14 protein-coding genes and 1 pseudogene are annotated in these 20980 nt (G+C 60.4%); 14 read left to right on the top strand and 1 reads right to left on the bottom strand.

Annotated elements, in window-relative coordinates:
• Positions 1 to 10: 10 nt before the first annotated feature.
• The 14 genes and pseudogenes from OHD62_RS06640 (at position 11) to OHD62_RS06575 (ending at position 18133) form a co-directional block, all read left to right on the top strand.
• Positions 11 to 1024 carry a branched-chain amino acid ABC transporter permease gene (locus OHD62_RS06640; protein WP_263782309.1) on the top strand — a complete coding sequence of 338 codons (1014 nt, stop codon included), beginning with the start codon at positions 11 to 13 and terminating at the stop codon, positions 1022 to 1024.
• Positions 1021 to 2049: a branched-chain amino acid ABC transporter permease gene (locus OHD62_RS06635; protein WP_263781669.1), complete on the top strand. Its 1029-nt coding sequence runs from the start codon at positions 1021 to 1023 to the stop codon at positions 2047 to 2049. Before OHD62_RS06640 ends, OHD62_RS06635 begins: the two co-directional genes overlap by 4 nt.
• A gap of 53 nt (positions 2050 to 2102) precedes the next feature.
• Positions 2103 to 3350 carry an ABC transporter substrate-binding protein gene (locus OHD62_RS06630; protein ID WP_263781668.1) on the top strand — a complete coding sequence of 416 codons (1248 nt, stop codon included), beginning with the start codon at positions 2103 to 2105 and terminating at the stop codon, positions 3348 to 3350.
• 25 nt (positions 3351 to 3375) lie between these two features.
• Entirely contained in the window at positions 3376 to 4161 is a 786-nt protein-coding gene (locus OHD62_RS06625) for an ABC transporter ATP-binding protein (RefSeq protein WP_263781667.1), read from the top strand.
• A complete protein-coding gene (locus tag OHD62_RS06620; RefSeq protein ID WP_263781666.1) occupies positions 4154 to 6379 on the top strand; it encodes an ABC transporter permease in 2226 nt (741 codons plus the stop codon). Before OHD62_RS06625 ends, OHD62_RS06620 begins: the two co-directional genes overlap by 8 nt.
• An 89-nt stretch (positions 6380 to 6468) precedes the next feature.
• Positions 6469 to 8655: a flotillin family protein gene (locus OHD62_RS06615; RefSeq protein ID WP_263781665.1), complete on the top strand. Its 2187-nt coding sequence runs from the start codon at positions 6469 to 6471 to the stop codon at positions 8653 to 8655.
• Between the two features lie 68 nt (positions 8656 to 8723).
• A complete protein-coding gene (locus OHD62_RS06610; RefSeq protein ID WP_263781664.1) occupies positions 8724 to 9161 on the top strand; it encodes an SRPBCC family protein in 438 nt (145 codons plus the stop codon).
• Between the two features lie 9 nt (positions 9162 to 9170).
• The gene (locus tag OHD62_RS06605) at positions 9171 to 10685 is read left to right on the top strand and encodes a zinc-binding dehydrogenase (protein ID WP_263781663.1); all 1515 of its coding nucleotides are present in this window, start codon (positions 9171 to 9173) and stop codon (positions 10683 to 10685) included.
• Between the two features lie 432 nt (positions 10686 to 11117).
• Positions 11118 to 11307 (top strand): annotated as a pseudogene (locus OHD62_RS06600) (LysR family transcriptional regulator); the annotation flags it as partial.
• Positions 11308 to 11615: 308 nt separating this feature from the next.
• Positions 11616 to 13289 carry an SIR2 family protein gene (locus OHD62_RS06595; RefSeq protein WP_263781662.1) on the top strand — a complete coding sequence of 558 codons (1674 nt, stop codon included), beginning with the start codon at positions 11616 to 11618 and terminating at the stop codon, positions 13287 to 13289.
• A 407-nt stretch (positions 13290 to 13696) separates the two neighbouring features.
• Complete coding sequence (locus OHD62_RS06590) at positions 13697 to 13855, top strand: hypothetical protein (RefSeq protein ID WP_263781661.1); 159 nt, start codon at positions 13697 to 13699, stop codon at positions 13853 to 13855.
• Positions 13852 to 16275, top strand: coding sequence for an AAA family ATPase (locus OHD62_RS06585; protein WP_263781660.1), 2424 nt, complete (start codon positions 13852 to 13854; stop codon positions 16273 to 16275). Before OHD62_RS06590 ends, OHD62_RS06585 begins: the two co-directional genes overlap by 4 nt.
• A gap of 322 nt (positions 16276 to 16597) precedes the next feature.
• Complete coding sequence (locus OHD62_RS06580) at positions 16598 to 17140, top strand: MltR family transcriptional regulator (RefSeq protein ID WP_263781659.1); 543 nt, start codon at positions 16598 to 16600, stop codon at positions 17138 to 17140.
• A 207-nt stretch (positions 17141 to 17347) separates the two neighbouring features.
• A complete protein-coding gene (locus OHD62_RS06575; protein ID WP_263781658.1) occupies positions 17348 to 18133 on the top strand; it encodes an NYN domain-containing protein in 786 nt (261 codons plus the stop codon).
• A gap of 1149 nt (positions 18134 to 19282) precedes the next feature.
• On the opposite strand, the gene OHD62_RS06570 is transcribed toward OHD62_RS06575, so the two are convergent.
• The gene (locus tag OHD62_RS06570) at positions 19283 to 20893 is read right to left on the bottom strand and encodes a caspase family protein (protein ID WP_263781657.1); all 1611 of its coding nucleotides are present in this window, start codon (positions 20891 to 20893) and stop codon (positions 19283 to 19285) included.
• Positions 20894 to 20980 lie beyond the last annotated feature (87 nt).

Genomic DNA, 20980 nt, shown 5'->3' with positions numbered 1-20980 from the left:
TTCGTCATCGATGGCGGGCGGCATGACACGCGGGCAGGCATGGGGCCTCGTCGGGCTGCTTGCCGCCGCCGTCATGGCATGGCCGGTCTTCGCCGTCTGGCCGGACTGGCTGAACGCGATCCTGATCTCGAAAAAGGCATTCGTCAGCGCCATTCTCAACGGCATCACTCTCGCCGGCCTGTATTTCCTGGTCGCCAGCGGTTTCACGCTGATTTTCGGCCTGATGCGTAACGTCAATCTCGCGCATGGATCGCTCTATCTGCTCGGCGCCTATATCGGCTACGAGGTCACCAACCGGACCGGCAACTGGCTGTTCGGCGTCGTCGCCGGGTTTGTCGCCCTCGCCATTGTCGGCGTCGCCATGCAGGTCTTCGTCTTCCGTCGCCTGGAAGGCGATGACCTTCGCCAGACCCTTGTCAGCATCGGCATCTCGATCGTCGCCGCCGACCTGATGCTGGCGGTGTGGGCCGGCGGCACGTATCAGATCGCGACGCCGGAATGGCTCGATGGCGCCTTGACCTTGCCGATCATCACCGCGGTGCGGTCGAACGGTGCCTCGGTCTTCCTTACCTATCCGCTCTACCGCCTTGTCGTTCTGGCGGCCGCTATCGTCATCGGCGTCGGCCTCTGGCTGATGCTGCATCGGACGCGTGTCGGCATGATGATCCGGGCAGGCGTCGACGACCGTGCCATGCTGCAGGCTTCGGGCGTCAATGTGCATGCGGTGTTTGCCATCGTTTTTGCGGTCGGCGCCGGCCTTGCCGGCTTTGCCGGGGTCGTCGGCGGCTCAGCGCTCTCGGTCGCTCCCGGCGAAGACGTCCGCTACCTCCTGGCCTCGCTCGTCGTCGTCATTGTCGGCGGCATGGGCTCGATCACGGGTGCTGCCATCGGCGCGCTGCTGATCGGCCTCGCGGAGCAGATCGGCCTTGTCTATTTCCCGACCTACGGCATCGTGCTCACCTTCGTCATCATGGTGGTGACACTGGCCCTCAGGCCGCAAGGCATCATGGGGAAAGCGCGATGAGCCTGACCCTCGCCGCCGACAGCACCACGTCGCAACAGAATTGGCTGGAAAAGCTTGGCCCCGGGCAGATCATCCTCGCCGTGGCGCTGGCCCTCTATCCGCTGGCGGCTTCGGATTTCTTCCTCACGCAGATTGGCGGCTATTCCCTCATCTTCGGCATGCTCGGCCTGTCGCTAATGATGCTCGCCGGCTATGGCGGCATGGTCAGCCTGGCGCAGATCACGGTCGCCGGCATCGCCGCCTATGCCATCGCCATCCTCGGCAACAACAATTCGAATATCCTGGGCTTCGGCTGGCCGTGGTGGCTCGCCGTGCCGTTCGCCGTTCTTGCGGCGGCACTGGCCTCGGCGCTGATCGGCTGGATCTCGGTGCGCACCGAGGGCATCTACACCATCATGATCACGCTGGCGATCGCCACCGCCACCTACTATTTCGCTCAGCAGAACTACGCCATCTTCAACGGCCATTCCGGCTACACAGGAATCCGCGCCCCGGTCTTCTGGGGCGTCAACTGGCGCGATCCCAGGCCATTCTACTACCTATGCCTGGGCTCGGCCGTGCTTTCCTATGCGGCCATACTCTACGGCGCCCGCTCGACCTTCGGCATGACCGTGCAGGCAATCCGCGACAACCCGCGGCGGATGCGTGCACTCGGTTATCATGTGACCGCGCACAAGGTCTTCGCCTGGTTCCTGGCCGGCCTTGTCGGTGGGCTGGCAGGCGTGCTGCTGGTCTGGTTCAACGGCCGCGTCTCGCCCGGCACCATCGGCGTCGATGCGGCGATCGACGTCTTGATTATCGCTGTCATCGGCGGCCTGCGCCATCCGATCGGACCATTTCTAGGCGCACTCGTCGTTGTCCTGATGCAGACCTTCGCCATCGACATCGTCGGCGCCGAGCGTTTCAACACGCTGATCGGGCTGGTGTTTCTGGTGATCGTCTTCGTCTCACCGGATGGAATTCTTGGATTGTGGGAGAAGATCAAGCCGCATCTCACTCAGGAGTCCTTGCGTTCCGGCCCATAGCGGCCGGGACGGAATGAACCATTGCAAAACGTCAATCAACGGGAGGAAAAATCATGACGATGCAAAGACGGACATTGCTGGCACTGGCTCTGTTCACGGGGCTGACCGCCCCTTCCATGGCGCTCGCCGCCGACGACACCATCAAGATCGGCCTGCTCGCCACCTTCGAGGGACCGTTCACCGTGCTCGGCGAGGATAGCGAGCGCGGCGCGATGACAGCGGTTGCGGAAATGAACGGCATGGTCGCCGGCAAGAAGATCGAGATCGTCAAGGGTTCGTCCGACGCCTCCCCCGACAGTGCGGTGCGCGCAGCGCGCAAGCTGGTCGAGCAGGACGGCGTCAAGGTGCTGGTCGGTCCGCTTTCGGGCGACGAAGGCATCGCCGTCAAGGACTACGCCAAGACGCAGCCTGATGTGACCTTCATCAACGGAACGTCGGCCGCGCAGGACACGACATTGCGCGATCCGGCGGAGAACTTCTTCCGCTTCTCGACCGACGGCGCCCAGTGGATGGCCGGGCTCGGCACGTATGCGTTCACTGAAAAGGGCTACAAGAAGGTCGCCACCGTCGCCGAGGATTATTCATTCCCCTACACGCAGGTCTTCGGCTTCATGGCCGAGTTCTGCAAGGCCGGCGGTCATGTGCCTTCGAAGTCCTGGGTGCCGATCGGGAACAAGGATTTTTCCTCCGTGATCGCCGCCATCCCCGAAGACGTCGATGCGATCTATGTCGCGCTTGGCGGCGCCGACGCCGTCAACTTCCTGACCCAATATCAGCAGGGCGGCGGCTCTGCCCCCCTGATTGGCGGCTCGATCACCGTCGACCAGACTGTGCTGACCTCGAAAGGCAAGCTGCGCGACGTGCTGAAGGGCACGCCGTCGGCCGGGCCGACGGCCGACACCAATGACGCACCGGCATGGAAGGCCTTTGTCGAGGCATACAAAAAACAGCCGGGCGCGTTTCCCTCGCCCTCGCTCTTCGCCCATGGCTACTATGTCGACATGAAGGCGACGCTGCTCGGTCTTGACCAGGTCGGCGGCGATGTCTCCGACGGTGGCAAGAAACTGCGCGATGCGCTGTCGAAACTGTCCTTCGATACGCCCACCGGCAAGGTGTCGCTCGACAAGAACCGCAACGCCATCGCCGATATCTTCCTGACCGAGGTCACCGAAGGGGCCGACGGCACGCTTTTGAACAAGTTGGTCAAGGTTGTGCCGCAGGTCAATCAAACGCTTGGCATTCCGGAGGACGAGTTCATGAAGCTTGGCGCCGTCAACCGCGACAATCCGAGCTGCCCGTAACATCGGACTTCGAGTGTAGCCGCCAGTGACCGAAAGCTTCGCAGCAAACCGTCTCCAGAGCACCGGCGCCTATGCGCTGGAGCTTGATGGCGTGGCGCGGCATTTCGGGGCGCTGGTGGCGCTCTCGGGCATCAATATGAGGATCGCGGCCGGCGAACGGCGCGCGGTCCTCGGCTCCAACGGCGCCGGCAAGACCACCTTGTTCAACGCCGTGACCGGCGACTTTCTGCCTACCGCCGGGCGCATCCGCTTTTTCGGCGAGGATATCACCGACCTGCCACCGCATGAGCGCATCCGGCGCGGCCTGCGGCGGACGTATCAGATCTCGCAACTGTTCAAGGGGCTGTCCGTCCGAGACTCGATCTTCCTTGCCTGCCGCGGCGTATCGCGCCGGCGGTTTTCGCTGCTTCGCCCGGCAGCGGCCGACGTCAACATGGCGCAGGCGGAGTCGATCCTGAACGCCGTGCACCTGGAAACCCATCGCGACACGCTGGTGGCGACGCTGAGCCACGGGCAGCAACGGCAGTTGGAGATCGCACTGGCACTCGCCGGTGCACCGCGCTTCATCCTGTTCGATGAACCGGCGGCAGGCCTGTCGCCGACCGAGCGGCGTGACCTGGTCGCCATCCTCAACGCGTTGCCCAAGCACATCGGCTACATCATCATCGAACACGATCTGGATGTTGCCCTGCGCGTGTCGGAATATGTGTCGATGATGCACAATGGCCGCCTGTTCAAGGAAGGCACCCCGCAGGAGATCGAAGCCGATCCGGAAGTCCAGGAGATCTATCTCGGAGGCAAGCATGGCTGACCGCCCTGCCCTCGCCGGAAAAATGGCCAAGACCATTCTGAGGATAGAGGACTTGCAGGTCTTCTACGGCGAAAGCCATGCGCTGCAGGGCGTCTCGCTGACACTGGAGAGCGGCGTGCTTTCGGTGGTCGGTCGCAATGGCATGGGCAAGTCGACGCTCTGCAACACCATCGTCGGCCTGAAGCGGGCGCGTTCCGGTTCGATCCGCGTCGATGGCCGCGAGATCTCAGCCCTCGAACCGCACGAGATCCATCGCCTCGGTGTCGGCTATGTGCCACAAGGTCGCCGCGTCTGGCCGAGCCTGACCGTGGACGAGCATCTGCGGCTTGCGGCCGGCAACCGGCGCGATGCGCGCTGGACGGTCGAGCGGGTCTACCAGACCTTTCCGCGCCTGGCCGAGCGCCGCGCCAATGGCGGCTCACAACTCTCCGGCGGTGAACAGCAAATGCTCGCCATTTCACGCGCGCTGCTCGGCGATCCGAAGCTTTTGATCATGGACGAGCCAACGGAAGGACTGGCGCCGATCATCGTCGATCAGGTCGAGCGGATGTTGGTCGACCTTGCCGCAGAAGGCGAGATGGCGGTGCTGGTCATCGAGCAGAATATTGGCGTGGCGACGGCAGTGTCGAACCAGGTCGCCATCATGGTCAACGGCCGCATCAACCGGATGATGGACGCAAGGGCACTGGCCGCCGACCGCGAATTGCAGCAGCAGCTTCTCGGCGTCGGACGCCATGCCGAGGAGGCGCCCGTCACGCCGGCTGAAGCGGCGCAGGCAAAGGAACAACTGGCGGAAGTTTATCGCGTCGACCGCATGGTAGGCAGTTCGGCCGAGCCGATGCCACAAAATGGGGTCTATCGCCCGGTTACCGAATTGCCCAACCGCTGGAACGTGCCGGTCACCGAACTGCGACAGGCGGCGGTCGACAAGACCGCGCCGCAGGATGATCTGAAGAAGGTCTTCGCCATACCCTTTTCCGAGCGCATCGGCAGGACCGTGCTTGTCGCTGGCACCTTTGACACCAAGGGCAAGGAACTGCGCTTCATCGCCGACCGGCTGAAGTCGCTGGGCCTGCCTGTCCGCACCGTCGACTTGTCGACATCGGGAAAACCGACAAGTGCTGATGTGCCCGCCATGCAGGTGGCCGGCATGCACGCGCGCGGCTCGTCCGCGGTCTTCACCAATGACCGCGGCGGCTCGGTCAGCGCGATGGCGGAGGCCTTCGCGCGCTGGATCGAGCGCGAGCCGCGCATTGGCGGCGTCGTCTCGGCCGGCGGGTCCGGCGGCACGACGCTGGCGACAGCAGGCATGCGCGTGCTGCCTGTCGGCATTCCGAAGCTGATGGTGTCGACGGTGGCGGCCGGCGACGTCGCCAAATATGTCGGCGGCGCCGACATCATGATGTTTCATTCGGTCGCCGATGTGCAGGGACTAAACTCGATCACCGAACAGGTGCTGTCCAATGCCGCCCATGCGATGGCCGGCATGGTCGCGCAACTGCCCAATGCCGAAACGTGGGAAGCAAAGCGCAAACTGACGAGGCCGGCCGTCGGCATCACCATGTTCGGCGTCACGACGCCCGCCGTGCAGGCGGTGACCAGGCGGCTTGAAGCCGACTATGACTGTCTCGTCTTCCACGCCACCGGCATCGGTGGGCGGGCCATGGAAAATCTTGGCGACTCGCGACTGCTGTCGGCATTCCTCGACCTGACCACCACGGAGGTGGCCGACATGATTGTCGGCGGCGTGTTCCCGGCGACGGAGGATCGTTTCGGCGCGGCGATCCGCACCGGACTGCCCTATGTCGGTTCGACCGGCGCGCTCGACATGGTCAATTTCGGTCCGCGCGACAGCGTGCCGGAGAAATTCCGCAGCCGCAAATTCGTCATCCACAATCCAAATGTGACGCTCATGCGCACCACACGCGACGAGAACCGCGCCTTCGGCGAATGGATCGGCGCCCGGCTCAATGCCATGAACGGCCCGGCGCGTTTCCTGTTACCCGAAGGCGGCGTCTCGATGCTTGATGCGCCGGGACAACCCTTTCACGATCCCGATGCCGACAACGCCTTGTTCGAGGCAATCGAGAAGACGGTGCGCCAAACACCGCTGCGCCATGTCGAACGGGTGCGGGCGAATATCAACGAAACGCCTTTCGTGGACGCGGTGATCAGCGCGTTTCACGCGATCACGCCGAAGCTGCAGAGGCGGGCATGAAGAATTGGACTTCGCCACCCTACGGGCGGATGATTGAAAATACTACCGGTCGCCTCGCGCCGACCGCATTGACTTGGGGAGGATAGATCATGGACACGCAGACCTTTGGCGCTTTCCTGTTGTGGCTGATCGTTGCCGCGGTCGTCGTGGTGATCGCTGTCTACATCTTACGTTGGCTCTATCGCCGTTCGACCAAGGAAACAGCGTTCGTGCGCACCGGCTTCATGGGGGAAAAAGTGGTGGTGAATGGCGGCGCCTTCGTCATTCCGGTGCTGCACGAGATCACCCCGGTCAACATGAATGTCGTGCGTATCGAGGTACGCCGCGAGGATGCGCTGGCACTGATCACCCGGAACCGCATGCGCGTCGACCTGATCGCCGAATTCTTCGTGCGGGTCGGAGCCAGTCGCGAACTGGTGGCGGCCGCCGCGCAGACGCTGGGCCGTCGCACGCTACAGCCGGAAAGCCTACGCGAACTGCTGGAAGGCAAGTTTGCCGGCGCCCTGCGCACGGTCGCCGCCCAGATGACTCTGGAAGAGATGCATGAGCTGCGTGGCGACTATGCCGCCAAAGTGCGCAGCCTCGCGTCGGAATCGCTCGCCGCCAATGGGCTTGACCTGGAAAGCGTTGCCATCGTCGATCTAGACCAGACCAGCCTCGAATATTTCGATCCGTCCAACGCCTTCGATGCCGAAGGCCTGACGCAGCTGACGGAATCGATCGAGACCCGCCGCCGGATGCGCAACGAGATCGAGCAGCGCACGCTGGTCGATATCCGCAACCAGAATCTCGACACCCAACGCAAGGTGCTCGAAATCGATCGCGATGCCGAATATGCGCGCCTCGAACAGGAGCGGGAAGTCGAGATACGCCGCGCTGCGCAACGTTCGGAACTCGCCATCGATCGCGCGCTGCGCGACCAGGAATCCGAGCAGGCGCAGCTTTCGTCGCGCGAAGCCGTTGAAAAATCGAGGCTCAACCAGGAGCGCAACATCACTGAGGAGCGGATCAAGAGCGAGGAAGATACGCAGCGTCGCGAGATTGCGCGGCGCCGTTCGCTCGACGAGACCGAGATGAAGATGCGCGAGCTGACCGAGCGCGAGCAGATCGCACTCGAATTGTCGCTGGAGAAAGCCCGCATCGAGCGCGAAGGCGCGCAAAGCAAGCTCGAGATCGAACGCAAGAAAGTGCTCGAGATTGCCGAGCTTGAGCGCCAGATCACACTGGCCGAAAAGGCGCTGGAGGTAACCAGGGCCGAGGCGGAAAAGCGCCGTGCCGAAATCATCGAGAACCAGGCGACCGAGACGGCACGCATTGCGCAGGATCGCGCCGTCGACGAGGTTCGCATTGAACGCGAGCGGCATCTCGAGGCGCTGCAGATTGCCAAGCGGCAGGCCTTCGAGGAGGCCGAGATTTCGGCCAGCGAGGAGGTCGAGCGTGCCCGCATCACCACCGAGCGCGGCATCGAGGAAGCCCGCTTGATCAAGGATCGCGACATCCGCCAGCTTGGCGTCGATCGCGACCAGAAGATCGAGATCGCGGAAATCCAGAAGGCCATCGACATCGCCAAGAAGACGCAGGAGCGCTCTTCCGCGATCGCAGCTTCGGAAGCTGTGCGCGCCAAGGCGGTCCAGGCGGAAGAACAGGCCTTCACTGCTCGCGAACGCGAGATCGCCGAGCGCCGCAAATTGACCGACCTGATCGGCGCGCAGCGCGAGGCCGAGCGCGAGGCCTTGCGCATAACCGCTGCCGCCGATGCCGAGATGAAGGCGGCAAAGAGCCTTGCCGAAGCGCAGAAGATTGCCGCCGTCGCGGCCGCGGAATCGGAGAAAATCCACGCCCTTGCCGCAGCCCAGCGCTATGAGGTCGATGCTGCTGGCCATCGCCAGCTCAACGAAGCCGAGAACCTGCTTTCCAGTGAAGCGCGAGCCGGGCGCCTGCGCGGCAAGCTGCTCGACCATATGGAGGGCATCATCCGCGAGAGCGTTAAGCCGATGGAGAAGATCGACGGCATCAAGATACTTCATGTCGATGGCATCAACGGTGGCACGGGCGGCAACCGCAACGTCACCGATGAGGTGATCGACTCGGCGCTGCGCTACCGGGTGCAGGCGCCGATGATCGATAATCTGATGAAGGAGATCGGTATCGAGGGTGGCTCACTTGGCCGCATGACCGACGTGCTGCGCGACGCCAAGGACATATCGAGCTTGACCCGCGACAAGAAGGGCAAGGGCAAGACCGCCGAGGACGACGATGACGATCGCGATCATTGAAATGATCATGCGGTCGCCGATACTCCTAACCCCTGGCAATTTCCCGCTGATGCCGCCCGCTGCCTGAAATGACCAAGGTTTACGTGTCCTCTGTCATCCCCGCACCTGCTGCGGAAGTCTGGAAGCTCGTGCGCAACTTCAATGGATTGCCCGGCTGGGCGCCATTCGTTGCCGAAAGCCGTATCGAGCACAATGCGCAAGCCGACCAGATCGGCTGTATCAGAAATTTTACGCTGAAGGATGGCGGACGGATTCGTGAGAGGCTGCTGGCGCTGTCGGACTACGATCTGTCCTGCAGCTACGCGATCCTGGAAAGCCCGATGGCGGTGGAGAACTACGTCGCGACCCTGTCGCTGACGCCAATCACCGACGGCAATGTGACCTTGGCTGAATGGCAAGCAGAGTTCGACTGCGAGCCGGATCGTGAGGCCGCCCTGGTGCAGCAGATAGGCGACAGCGTCTTCCAGACTGCCTTGACCGGGCTGAAACATCGGTTCGGGCGCTGACGCCGCCCGATGGTGAAGGTTTGCCAGAGCACGATCATCGATGCACCGATCGACGAGGTCTGGGCAATCCTGCGCGATTTCAACGGCCACGACCGCTGGCACCCGGCAATCGCCTTCAGTGAGATCGAGGGCGGTGAGCCGGTCGACGCGGTAGGCTCGGTGCGCCATTTCAGACTGAAGGATGGTGGCGAGTCGCGTGAGCAATTGCTGGCGCTGTCCGACAAGGACCGTCGCCTGAGCTACTGCCTGCTCGAAGCGCCGCTGCCGCTGATGGGCTATGTTGCTTCGGTGCGGCTGAAGCCGGTGACCGACGGCAACGCGACCTTCTGGGAATGGCGATCCGAATTCCACCCACCGGCGCATCGCCGCGACGAACTGGTCAAGCTGGTCACCGAAAGCATTTATCAGGCCGGCTTTGCAGCCGTGCGCAATCTTCTGCGGCGCCGAAGCACAGGCTCGTTGGTCGAGCAGAGAACGCCCCGGGCGGCTGTCGCCCCGGTTCCATCCGCGAGCATCTCGCGCGTTGCATCAACAACAGATCAAGCCGCAACGACGCGGGCGATCGTTGTCGAGCGCTATGGCGGACCGGAGGAGTTGCAGCTTAGGGTCATCGGATTGCCGCCGCCGGCACCGAACGAAGTGCAAATCCGCCATACGTTTGTCGGTGTCAATTTCATCGATGTCTATTGCCGCACCGGCTATTTCGACCTGCTGCAGCCGCCTGGCGTGCCGGGTATGGAGGCCGCCGGCGTCATCGAGGCGGTTGGCTCCGCGGTGTCGGGCTTTTCGATTGGCGATCGTGTCGCTTATGCCTGTCCGCCGGTTGGCGCCTATGCAGAGCGTCGCAACATGGCGCCCGAACTGTTGGTTTCTCTCTCCGACGATATTTCGGATGAGATAGCCGCCGCCGGCCTGCTCAAGGGCGTTAGCGCCAGTTTCCTGCTCCATGACGTTCATGCTGTGAAACCCGGCGAAATCGTCCTCATCCATGCGGCTGCCGGTGGCGTCGGCCAGTTGCTGGTGCAATGGGCCCGCCATCTCGGTGCGACCGTGATCGCAACGGTGTCGAGCGATGAGAAGGCGCGGATCGTCGAGCGTCTGGGCGCGCACCATGTCATCGTCTACTCCCGCGAGAATTTCGCCGAGGCCGTCATGCGGCTGACAAACGGCGCGGGTGCCGATGTCGCCTATGATGCGGTCGGTAATGATACATTCGCCGGTTCGCTGGCGGCTCTTGCAGTGCGCGGCCATCTCATCAGTTTCGGCCAGGCCTCCGGACCAGTAGGAAGTTGGGACATTGGGCAATTCTCTTCAAAGTCCATTACTATTTCCCGCCCGAACTACGCGCACTATACGGATACCCCGGAGAAACTTGGGCCGCACATCAACCGATTCTTTGCAGCTCTGCGCCAAGGCGTAATCAGGATCGGAGTTCCCAGGCAATACAATCTCGCGCAAGCTGCCGATGCCCATCGCGACCTGGAGACGCGAAATACAACCGGAGCGCTTGTCATAAAGGTGTGATGCACACTCGCCCGCGCCCCTTTTCCGACCTGTTTTGGTGCAGCGATGTAGTCGGTGGGCAGCCCTTCAGCGAACCGGGAGGCTGCTCGTGCGCAGCCGGTTTGGCATCTACGAGCAATGGTGGAGTGGCTTTTTTTGCAGGAGAATAATGACCGCAACGCCTTGCAAATAAAAGGCTTTAGCGATTTCAATGGGATAGGCTGGTGCTGCGAGAGAGGATTGAACTCTGACAGATATCAATAAAATCAATAACTTACTATAAGTTTTGTAACATTGTGACGTCCCGTCGAATGACCTCCGTCCTGGTCGCTATGCGCGCCGCGATCTCCATATCGCGCGACCGCTTCAGCGTGGGACGCACTGCACCGTTTCGCCGGCGCAAGCCCCTCCTATTCCTCGGCCTCTGCTTGCGTTAGCGTCCGCAAATTAGCTATGCCTGACGAATCGGATTTCGCAGAGGGGGGGCGAAAGTTCATGGAAATGCAGCGTTCCGCTATTTTCTGGCTCTGTCCAGCACGCTGAACTCCACCAGGGTGGCCGAAGAGAGTGCAACGTCACTCAGCCTGCGCTTACGCGAGCGATCAAGACGCTTGAGGAGGAGTTGGGGGGCGAGCTCCTACGATGCCGCTACTTCCGCCAAGTCGCTCGCCAAGGCTACAAGGCCTACGCGGCGTCAAACCCCATAAGATTGCTGAACGCGAACGGCAACCGGATGCCCAATTGGTAGGTGCGGCTGGCGCTAAGTCGATTGGCGACTCTGAGCTTGAGTATTACGGAGCTTGAGTATTACGGCCTTGTATCGCAAAGTGCTTTTCCTTGAATTCTATCACCTAAAGTAAAGTCTGCGATGCCCAAATGTGCCGCACGGCTTAGCAAAACTGGAATTGCATGCCTACGGCTTGGGAAATCTCAATCTCGGAAACCATCCAATTGCTCGACGGCCCCCTTCGCGAGTTCTCGGACGGCGTCGCGGACGATCGCTATGCTGTCTGGCTCGGCGCTGGAGTGTCACTCGGCAAATTGCCTGGCTTGAAAGGGATCGCGGAGGCCGTCTTGGAGCATGTCCGCTCTAAAGTGGAAGTGGGCAACGCGGTCTGCGCTTTCCGCGCCAGTTTGAATGATATCCTCGCGCTGGTGACATTAGACGCTGCGCAGCGAGCGGCGATCGACTTTTCGACCCCTGTTGAGACCTGGGGGCCTATTGAACAAATAAAGCAGCAGCTCGTCGATCGTTATGCTGTGATGCTGGATCAGTTCCCGGCCACACAGAAAGTTGATTACCTGGTATGGAACGGAGTGAAGGTCGTCGAGCGGTATTCCGACCCCGCGACGACGCCTGGCCCTGAACATCTCGGACTCGCGGCTTTGATCATGGAAGGCGTGGCGTCGGATTGTGCAAGTGCCAATTGGGACGATCTGATCGAGAAGGCGATGCGCGTCGTCGATGGCCCGAACTCAGTAGTGCTACAGGTCAGGGTGGTCCCAACTGACGTCCAACAAAATCTTCGGAGAGCGCGGCTCTACAAATTCCACGGCTGCGCCGCGCTAGCGGGTCAAAACGAGCTCGTCTATCGCTCGCGGATTGTTGGTCGACAGTCTCAAATCGACGGGTGGGCTGCCAAGGCAGAAAATCTCGTCATGGCTGCAAAACTGTTGGACCTAGCTATATCGAAAGGCACGCTGATGCTCGGTCTTTCAGCGCAGGACACCAACATCCAAGATGTGTTTGTCCGCGCAGCGGCACAGCTTCCTGCGAGCTTCCCAACTCACCCACCCGCGGTGATGGTATCGGAAGATCAGATAGGTGTTCGTCAGCGAACTTTGCTGCAGAACTTTTACCGAGACGACTATCCGACGCAGTCGGCAGCGATCCACATCGCGTCCTTGGTTAGGGCCTACGCTAGCACCCTACTGCCAGCCCTTTGGCTGCACGTGATATGTGCGAAACTGTTGGCAATGATTGACGTCGGGGCTGCTCACCTGCCCGCAGGCGACCGGGACGACTTGCGGAGAGGGCTGCAGCGGTTGCGGGACTTGGCTGGCGGCGCGGCGACTGTGGACAATCACGAGGTGTTTATGCAGGCTGCGCTCTCGCTGCTCGGCCGAGGTATTCGCTTGTTCAATCGCGGTCGCGATCGAGCGGCAGATGAAGGGATCTACGTTCCATGGACAGATGTCGGCGTAACCCGGACTCTCGCTATGCCGCACCTCGACTCGTCGGGACTGGTTGAGCTCGCGTTGGGGCTTGCGATCATCGGCCACGGCGAACGCCAAGGCCATTGGACTTGTGCGGTCTCTAATCCAGCCGATACTAAATCGGGCGCTATCATCCTAAATGGCGTCGCCGCTAGCTCCCAAATTTTCTTTGCGAGCAGCGCTCATGCTGCGGCGCAGATGTTCGCCAACGGCCACTTGAACGACGACGACGACGCCGTCGTGGTGCACAGCTTCGGGCCGCCAGAGCGGGCTGCACGACATCCAACGCGCGCGCCAGGGCGAACGGGTAAGGTTCAACTCCGTGAATTGAGTGTATCCTCGATCAAGAACGGCGCAGTGAGTCTCGACACTCTTCTGCAGCGGTTTAAGGCAGAGGCAGCGCTATGACCGAAACCACACCCGTCGAGCGCGTAGCGCGCATGTTAGAGAGCGCGAGTTTTCAACGTATACCCGCTCCACTGCAGATCGGTGGCTTGAAGTTCGATGCTCCAGCCGCATTCGTGGGCCAATCACCATCCCCTGACCTGGTAGTTGTGGGAGATTCCGCCACTCAGACGGCGAGAGACCTACAGAGAATTGTCGAAGGGGTTGGCCGCGCGCTTGACGTCGTCCGGTCGCGTAGACCGCTGACTCTAGTGCTTGTAGGTCCCCGGCTGGAGTCGGGCGCGCTAGCACAGCTATCCCGCTATGCCCGGGTCCTGCCCGTTGGCGAGACTGCGGACGACGCGAGCCTCAAAAATTGGCTCGCGGTTCTCCTACCACTCAAGCTTCCCAAACCTGTTGAAGCAAGGGGCATGGACTGTCTCGAGGAACTGCGCGCCTCTTCGAACGCAGAGCAGCGAGAGTTGATTAACCTCGCCACCAGCGGAGCGGAGGCAGTCGCCGATCGATTTATTGGGATGGTCGAGCAGCCGTTCGACGAAAAACCGACGGCTAAAGGGGGCGAAAGATGAATGCCCGACTCACCTCATTGGTAGTTGAAGATTTCCGTAGCATCCGTGGTTTGCAAAGGATCTCATTGGATGCCCCGGCCGTGTTAATACATGGGCCAAACGGAACTGGCAAAACGAGCCTGCTATCGGCTATAGAGTTCGCAGCAACCGGCACTGTCGCCTCCCTGGGGCGGTTCGACCCAAACTATACTCAATACCTGCCGCACAAGAAAAGTGCGACAGGAAAATGCCTGGTCCAGATAGAGGCGACTGGCCTCGTCACAACGTCTGCTGAAGTGCATGGCGATGGTTCGCGCATTTGGGGCAAGGCGCTGCTAAACGATGATCTGAGCCGGTTTTTCACTGAGCGTTGCTACCTTCCGCAAGCTGCGCTCGGACGTTTGCTCGAAATCTATGAGCATCAGGATAGCCGGCGAACCGACTCCCCCCTCACCCGGTTCGTGAAGGAGTTACTCGGACTTGAAGCGCTAGATGCGCTGATCGACGGACTTCATGCGAGTGGCGATGTGCGGAGATTTCGAGAACCCGCGCCGCGCTACTGGTTGGCACGGTCGGGCACCTCTCCCGCCTTGCGGAAAGCAAGCGCTGAAAGCGCCAGCAAGACTGCCGCCGAGGTGCTAGCAGCCGCCGAACAGAAGTTGAGAACCCTGCTTGATGGTCTTGCCCCACCTGGGACGCCTTTGGATGCGACGTCTTTGGCTCCTCACCTTGAAAAATTGCAAGAACAGGTGGAGGAGCGGCTTACTGAATTGGCGCGTCGGCGTCGTGATTTGAACGCCGCTGCGAGCCAGTTGGCAGATGCTGTCGGCGACGAGACAAACCAACGCCAGGTTGTCGAGGCAGCAGCGTCGAATGCTCGCCAAGCGTTGGAATCATGGACCAGCGGACCTGGGAAGCAACTGCGTGATCTGTTCGATGTGATACGCCTGCGGTTTGCTCAGTTGCCAGTGTCCACCGGTGACTCAGAGGCGACGAGCGACTTGGCCACGACCCTCGTCACGACCGAGTTGGAGCGCTTGAGAGAGCTGTTGGAGGATGACGAAGCCGCTGGGGCGGCGCTTGCCGATGTGCAGGAGTCACTACGGCAAGGACGAGCGCGATTGGCAAACATCGATGAGGAACTAGAGCGCGACAAAGGCGCAAACCAGGAGCTTGCGCAGGCGCTTACCGCCATCTCATCCCATATTGAGGACGAAACCTGTCCGGTCTGCGGTCGGGACTTTAGTGAAGTGTCCGACACCCCGTTGGCTGCCCATGTGTCCCAAGAGGTGCAACGACTGATATTCGCCGCCGGTCGAGTTCAAAGCTTGGTGAGAGATCGATCAGCAACAAATGCGGCGGTGACCCACGCTCAACGCCGCGAGAGCGAGTTGACTGCGAAGCTTCTGTCAGCTGACCAGCGTGACACCAATAAACTTGATGTTGCCCAGCTCAGCGAATGGAAGAATAGCCTTGCGGCTCAGCGCGACGCGGCCGTGCAGGGCGCCGTCTTGCAGAGACAATCGTCGGCGGCGGCCCGCCAACTCTCTATTATCAATACGAGACAAGCCGGCGTGAGCGGGCTTAGAGCCGAGCTCTCGCAGCATGCCGAGGCCTTGGGCCGACCCACCGCTCTAGAAGATGTCCCGCTCGAGGCTGTTCTCGCCGATTTGACCGCCTTTGTAGAAAGTGAAGAAGCCACGGCTCAGCAAATCAAAAGGCGTCTGGCCGACATCGAAACAACTCTTGACCAGCTAACGCTTGCCCGCGGCAAGGAGACCGATGCAACCGCAGCGCTAAGGGCGGCGACGGATGAACTCACGTTGAATGGGATTCGCCGTGAAGAGGCCGAACGTCGCATCGCCGGGGGCAAGGAGCTGGCGACGCGGGCGCAAGCCCTCCGCACGACCAAGGTCAAACAGGTTTTCAATGATGAGCTGAATAGCGTCTGGCGAGAGCTATTCATCCGACTTGCGCCAGAAGAGGCTTTCGTGCCGGCGTTCGCGCTGCCCACGACCTCCAGTGGGTCGGTTGAGGCAGTTCTCGAGACCATCTATCGATCCGGCGGCAAGGGAGGGAACCCGCGTGCCATGCTCAGCGCGGGTAACCTGAACACTGCGGCGTTAACGCTTTTCCTGGCACTCAACCTCTCTGCTAAGCCACTCTTACCCTGGATTATCATCGATGATCCCGTGCAAAGCATGGACGACGTCCACATCGCCCAGTTCGCTGCGCTTTTGAGGACGCTCAAGCGCGAAGGACGGCAAATCATACTAGCAGTCCACGACCGCCAGCTCTTCGACTACCTAGCGTTGGAGCTGAGCCCGACATTCAACGGCGATCGGCTCATTACTGTCGAACTCGGCCGCAGCGCAGACGACATGACGACCGCAAGCTGGACGCCTACGGTTTTCGAACCGGACAGAGCTTTCGCTGCATAGCTGCTCGCGAATGATTGTGATGGGAGCGAGCGCCTTCGAGGCCGCGCCTCGAGCAACCGGCAGGCAGATTCGCTGATCCGGGACAGAACAGCTTACTAGGCTGACTCCTTCTGGAATTACCTTCTGCGCCTGCAACCACTCGCTTGCCCCGCCAGCAGCCTATGGGTTATTTGCGCCAGATTTTTGGAACTTAATCACGGGAACTTTGAGTCGAATGCCCCCAATCAGTGTTCGAATGCGGCAAGGGCAGCGCGACCGGAAGAAGGGGCGAACGAAGACTGCAACGCTTAGTTGGTAGGAGAATCGCGTCGTGGAACCTCCAATGTCCGAATCGGAAGATTTTCATGCGGCCTTGAACCGCCTTGCAAGGCTTCTGCGGGATGAAGACGAGCGTGGGCTTGTCCTGACAATGGCGGCGTTTGCTGAAGATTTGCTCGGGCGCCTTATCCGCGGCTATTTGGTCGAGGTGAAGGCCTCTGGCGAGCTACTGGACGGCTTCAACGCCCCTCTGGGCACGTTGTCATCGCGAATCAAAGGCGCTTATGCGCTGGGCCTGCTTTCGAAGGAGCAGTTCGCAGACCTAGAGCATCTTCGTAAAATCCGAAACGAGTTCGCCCACAAATGGGAGGGGTGCTCCTATGCCCGAAAGGACATTGCGAGTCGGATTGCAAAGATGACGCCGAGCCGCATACCATCGGACGATGACAACAAGACGCCGAAGCACAAATTGCGCACCTCAATCTCATGCGTGCTTACCGAGTTGGACGTGCTGGCGCGGCTCATTCGTGAACGGCATCAGCGTATTCGGCCACTGGCCATGCACCTTTCGTTGACACCTCCTAAAGGAAGTTGGCCGTTCTCATAAGACCGACGGTAGGTTCCGTCGCCAATGGAGACGTGAGCGACTCGGCGTTAGCCATGTTCAGGCTCTTGGGCCAGCTTATTGGATCCTTGCCATTTGACGAGTGCACTCGAGTCCCGCAGGTTGCCTAGTCGTGCCCTTTTTCCGATCATCGTGGACGCGAACCCCGTTCTCGGGGCTGGCATTGGCAACATTGCATTGGAGCTCCCTATGCCCACAGAACAGCGCTCAGCTCGCTTGGCTGTCCTGATCGATGCAGACAATGCCTCGGCAAAAATCGCGGATGGCCTGTTTGAGGAGATCGCCAAGATCGGCGAGGCGAGCGTCCGACGAATATACGGCGACTTCTCGAGTCCGCGCTCCAAAGCGTGGGCCGACATACTATCCAAGCATGCCATCATCCCTCAACAGCAGTTCGCATACACGACCGGGAAGAATGCGTCTGATATCACGCTGGTGATCGACGCCATGGATTTGCTCCATAGCGGTCGCTTTGACGGCTTCTGCCTAGTGTCGTCCGACAGCGACTTCACGCGCCTCGCAGCACGAATTCGCGAGCATGGCGTGGATGTCTTCGGATTCGGTGAGCAGAAAACGCCGGAGAGCTTCCGGCAGGCTTGCCGGCGGTTCATCTATACAGAGAACCTCCTTCTTGAGACGGCCACTGCAGGCGCCAAGGCTGGGGCCACGAAGCCTTTAGAGACGCTGGCTCATGCTTCGCGCATCCTCAAGCGGATCATGTCCGAGAATGAAGGAGAAGACGGGTGGATATCCCTCGGACAGCTCGGAAACCTCCTTGCCAATCTTGCACCCGATTTTGACCCACGAACCTACGGTTCCAAAAAGCTCAGTGATCTTGTCCGCAAGATTGAGACATTGGATGTGAGCCAGTCAGAGACAGGCCACCCCCGTGTGCGCTTAAAGCCTACGTCTGGCACGACACAGGCGAGAAATTATGCCTCTTCCAAATTCGCCAATTCCAAAGACATCGGATAGTTGGATTTCGCTCCGGGGTCTCTCAGAGATGATCGGCCGCGAATATGCGATCATTGAACGCGAAAGCCAAGAATCTCAACATTAACCGTCATACAAGAGCTCTGCACTCAGCGGATCTACGATCCAGGTCCCTGCAGCTGCGAGGGCTCATGCGTGTCTCTCTACCTCTTTAGCTAATTCGCTATCTACGGTGCCGGTATCGGTCTCATGCTGGTCAAGCTGTTGCCGTATGTATGCGTGTTCGACCAGGGGCGAGCGCCAGATAGCTTCCGCGATGTTTCTCGCTCAATCTGTGCTGACGCTGCTGTCGGTGTCTGCTGAGCTTCGCTGTCTGTTTCGGTGTTCGAGGCTGGGCAGGGTCTTAGGTTGCGTTTGTCAACGTAAACGGCAAAAAGTGGTTTTGGGGGTCTGGTTGTCAACTTAGTGTAAACTTAGCGTCAAGCGCGCTCTTACGGTTTAAGAGAACGCATTACATTTTGATTGACAGAACTGGCCCGCGAAACGTCGATTTCGGTTGGCTAAGTTGACGTTTGTCAACCTTCCGCTCCTTGCGAACGATCTCCAACATTGGAACTGGATCTCAACGGTCATCGCTTTCGCGCCCGACCCTCCGGACAGCCCTCCCGCTGAAAGTGGAGCATTGTCGGAATTTTGTCTGCCGCAACAGGAGGCATCCCCACCGCTGTCCACGGCAAACCTAGGACTTCGCTCTCTGGGGCATCCCCTCAAGCGAATGAAGTCGATTGGTTCCTAGGAACCAAGGCGAGCGTCCTCAGCTAGCTCCTCTGGCATCAACCGGCACCCAATACCGTATTGGTGAACTCACTCGATCGCCTGCATTCGTCGCCTTTGGATTAGCGGGACTGACCCACCATGCGCTCCATGCGCGCGGTCCGCTCTCGAGCTGAGGGCAACAGGGGAGAATCACCGCCAATGGCTCAGATATGTGGAGTGTTGCTATTCGTCTCAGCTGTGGCAGGTGGACGATCGATCTCGCCAAAGGTGACATCACCTAGATCGGAGAATTGTGTGCTCGACCGAGACATCCCTTAAGTAAATGGTCTCGACAGATCGGTCGAGATTAACTGCCAGCGGCTGACTTCGAATCGTCCTCGTCCCGCCTTTCTCTCGCTAACGAGCAGAATCTCATCAGTTCCCGCTGTTGTTCCCGCTAGTCGGACACTTCTGCGATGCGGGAACCGAGAAGCTGCCGAAAAAGTTGCTGCAGGTGCGGAACTTGGACTGACGCGCCGGCGGGGCTTGAGAGGCTGCTTTTGACTTTGCTGCCGGCTGCGGCTTCACTGCCTGGGCTTGTTGTTTACGCCGGGGCTCCGGGCGGATGACCGGCGCAGACTTGAGTTGCTTTTGGGAAGTAGCGCGTTCCTGCTTTTTCAATTCCGCTTCCGACGCTCGCTCGGCGCGATAGCTCTTCACGGCGTCGTCGGAATCGAGTTTCAGGCGAACATACTGCTTGCGGGTAAGGAAGGTGGTTGGGGGTAGAGCGTTTTCCTTCTGCCAGAGGCCAATCGCCCGACGCGTCGAGGCGCCAAAAGTGCCATCAGCAACGTCAAGGTCATAACCGATCGCCATCAGCCTCTCCTGCAGATCGACCTTTTTCTGACGATCGAGCCCAATGGCACTTTCCGTCAATTCCGTGCCGGCTTCGTTTTCGCGATCGGCAGTAGCTGTCGACGGTTCAGTCGGGATGCCGGAACTCGATGCATCGTTTTTCGCCTCAGCGACAACGGGGGCTTTCTTAAGTTGATCTAGGTTGAGACGCGCCAGCTCTGCGAACGCGCCATTTGGAAACTGCGTTAGATAAGCCTCGTAATGGGCGACCGTGTTTCGCTTCGAGGCTTCGTCCCACACACGCTGTTCGATCCATTCGCGCGAGTTCCGCGCAGTGGCCTGGTTCGCAGAGTTGCTATCCTGAGCTTCTGCAGGAGCAGCCGCCGGTTGAGCCGTTGCCGGCCCGATGAACACTTCTCGGCCGAGCGAGGCATTATACCAAGGCCGCTGGCGCCCATTGGTTTCCGCCGTCACCTCACCCCGCACACGAGTCAGCGCGTTTTGGATATCGACGCCGGGCTCGGCCAGGTGTTTGGCAAGAGACGTCGTATAGGGACTGTTGGCGCCGCTGCCGTCGTAGGAGACTGCGCCGGGGTCGGTCGCGTAGGCGATCAACACGCCGCCGGTGCCGATATCCGCTGCACTGGCGTCGATCGGTGCCAGACCTGACCCAGCCGTTGAGCGGCTCTTCGGGAGCGAAGTCGCGAGCGTCCTGGCCATAGGATTATCGCGGCAGGCGTCCAGGATGACGACGCCAACCCCAGGGTCTGGCGGAAGTGCGGCAAGCAGTTCGTCGATCTGAATGGTGCGGGTCCTGAGATGCGCCGGAGACGTCAACTCGGCATCGACCGGAACCAGATAGTTCTTGCCAGTCACCTGCATACCGTGGCCGGCGTAGTAGATGACAGCCAATTCCGAATCGTATGAGGCTTCGGTAAAGCGGTTCAACCGGTCATGCATTCCCGCATAGTCGAGGTCGATGCCTTCGATGACCTTGAACCCGGCCTTGCGCAGTGTTTCGGCCATCAGCCGCGCATCGCTGGCAGGGTTGGCCAGCGTGGGCGCATGGACATATTTGCTGTTGCCGAGGACCAGGGCGACCCGATTGCCGTCAGCGGCGAACAGATTTGCTTGCAACAGGTCGGCTGCAGTCAGCAAAAGCAGCCAGACAATGACGCTCCGGACCCACATGGGTCGTATCCACGATCAAGTTGCGACCCGACAACTTACACTCAACTTCGTCCATGAAGATAGTCCACGGTTCGAGGTCAACTGCAC

It is taken from the genome of Mesorhizobium sp. YC-39 (genome assembly GCF_025753795.1).
GTDB lineage: Bacteria > Pseudomonadota > Alphaproteobacteria > Rhizobiales > Rhizobiaceae > Mesorhizobium.
This window is presented reverse-complemented; position numbering and strand designations above follow the sequence as displayed.

Bases quoted from the DNA above. Each gene is read 5' to 3' on its own strand.
- OHD62_RS06615 (WP_263781665.1), top strand. From the start codon at position 6,469: ATGGACACGCAGACCTTTGGCGCTTTCCTGTTGTGGCTGATCGTTGCC.
- OHD62_RS06635 (WP_263781669.1), top strand. From the start codon at position 1,021: ATGAGCCTGACCCTCGCCGCCGACAGCACCACGTCGCAACAGAATTGG.
- OHD62_RS06570 (WP_263781657.1), bottom strand. From the start codon at position 20,893: ATGTGGGTCCGGAGCGTCATTGTCTGGCTGCTTTTGCTGACTGCAGCC.
- OHD62_RS06640 (WP_263782309.1), top strand. From the start codon at position 11: ATGGCGGGCGGCATGACACGCGGGCAGGCATGGGGCCTCGTCGGGCTG.
- OHD62_RS06580 (WP_263781659.1), top strand. From the start codon at position 16,598: ATGTCCGAATCGGAAGATTTTCATGCGGCCTTGAACCGCCTTGCAAGG.
- OHD62_RS06610 (WP_263781664.1), top strand. From the start codon at position 8,724: ATGACCAAGGTTTACGTGTCCTCTGTCATCCCCGCACCTGCTGCGGAA.
- OHD62_RS06620 (WP_263781666.1), top strand. From the start codon at position 4,154: ATGGCTGACCGCCCTGCCCTCGCCGGAAAAATGGCCAAGACCATTCTG.
- OHD62_RS06630 (WP_263781668.1), top strand. From the start codon at position 2,103: ATGACGATGCAAAGACGGACATTGCTGGCACTGGCTCTGTTCACGGGG.
- OHD62_RS06585 (WP_263781660.1), top strand. From the start codon at position 13,852: ATGAATGCCCGACTCACCTCATTGGTAGTTGAAGATTTCCGTAGCATC.
- OHD62_RS06590 (WP_263781661.1), top strand. From the start codon at position 13,697: ATGGACTGTCTCGAGGAACTGCGCGCCTCTTCGAACGCAGAGCAGCGA.
- OHD62_RS06605 (WP_263781663.1), top strand. From the start codon at position 9,171: ATGGTGAAGGTTTGCCAGAGCACGATCATCGATGCACCGATCGACGAG.
- OHD62_RS06575 (WP_263781658.1), top strand. From the start codon at position 17,348: ATGCCCACAGAACAGCGCTCAGCTCGCTTGGCTGTCCTGATCGATGCA.